This is a genomic window from Kineococcus indalonis (genome assembly GCF_009906395.1).
Lineage (GTDB): Bacteria > Actinomycetota > Actinomycetes > Actinomycetales > Kineococcaceae > Kineococcus > Kineococcus indalonis.
The window spans coordinates 1-406 of record NZ_JAAALM010001041.1 but is presented as its reverse complement, the minus strand read 5'-3'; the positions used below and the strand labels follow the sequence as shown (position 1 = coordinate 406).

Genomic DNA, 406 nt, shown 5'->3' with positions numbered 1-406 from the left:
CCCCCCCACCTGCGACGGCACCCAGCTCGTCAACGGCACCACCAGGGTCGTGCTCAGCACGACCTCCGTCCCGGTCGACGACGGCGCGCTGGGGGTGGTGGATGCCCGGGTGGGTGAGCGGAACAGGCGTGGCGACTCCTTCGGCGGGACGTCTCGGCGGGAAGCCTCCCGCAGGGGCGTCAACCGCCCGTCACCCCACCGTCGAGGGATGCTCCCTCAGGTGACACCACCACCCTTGTGGTGACACCACCAATGGTGTCACAATGGCGTCATGGAGCTGACGCGGTACGTCGACGACCTGCAGCGCCAGCTGGCCACCGCGGCCGGCGCGGGCGGGGACGAGGCGCGCGAGCTCGCCGAGCGCCTGACCGCCCCGCTGGAGGCCGCCGCACGCCTGGTCCTGCTC

At 72.9% G+C, this 406-nt stretch carries 1 pseudogene; it reads left to right on the top strand.

Annotated elements, in window-relative coordinates:
• Window positions 1-271 precede the first annotated feature (271 nt).
• Window positions 272-406: pseudogene (locus GTR00_RS26555) on the top strand (histidine kinase); the annotation flags it as partial.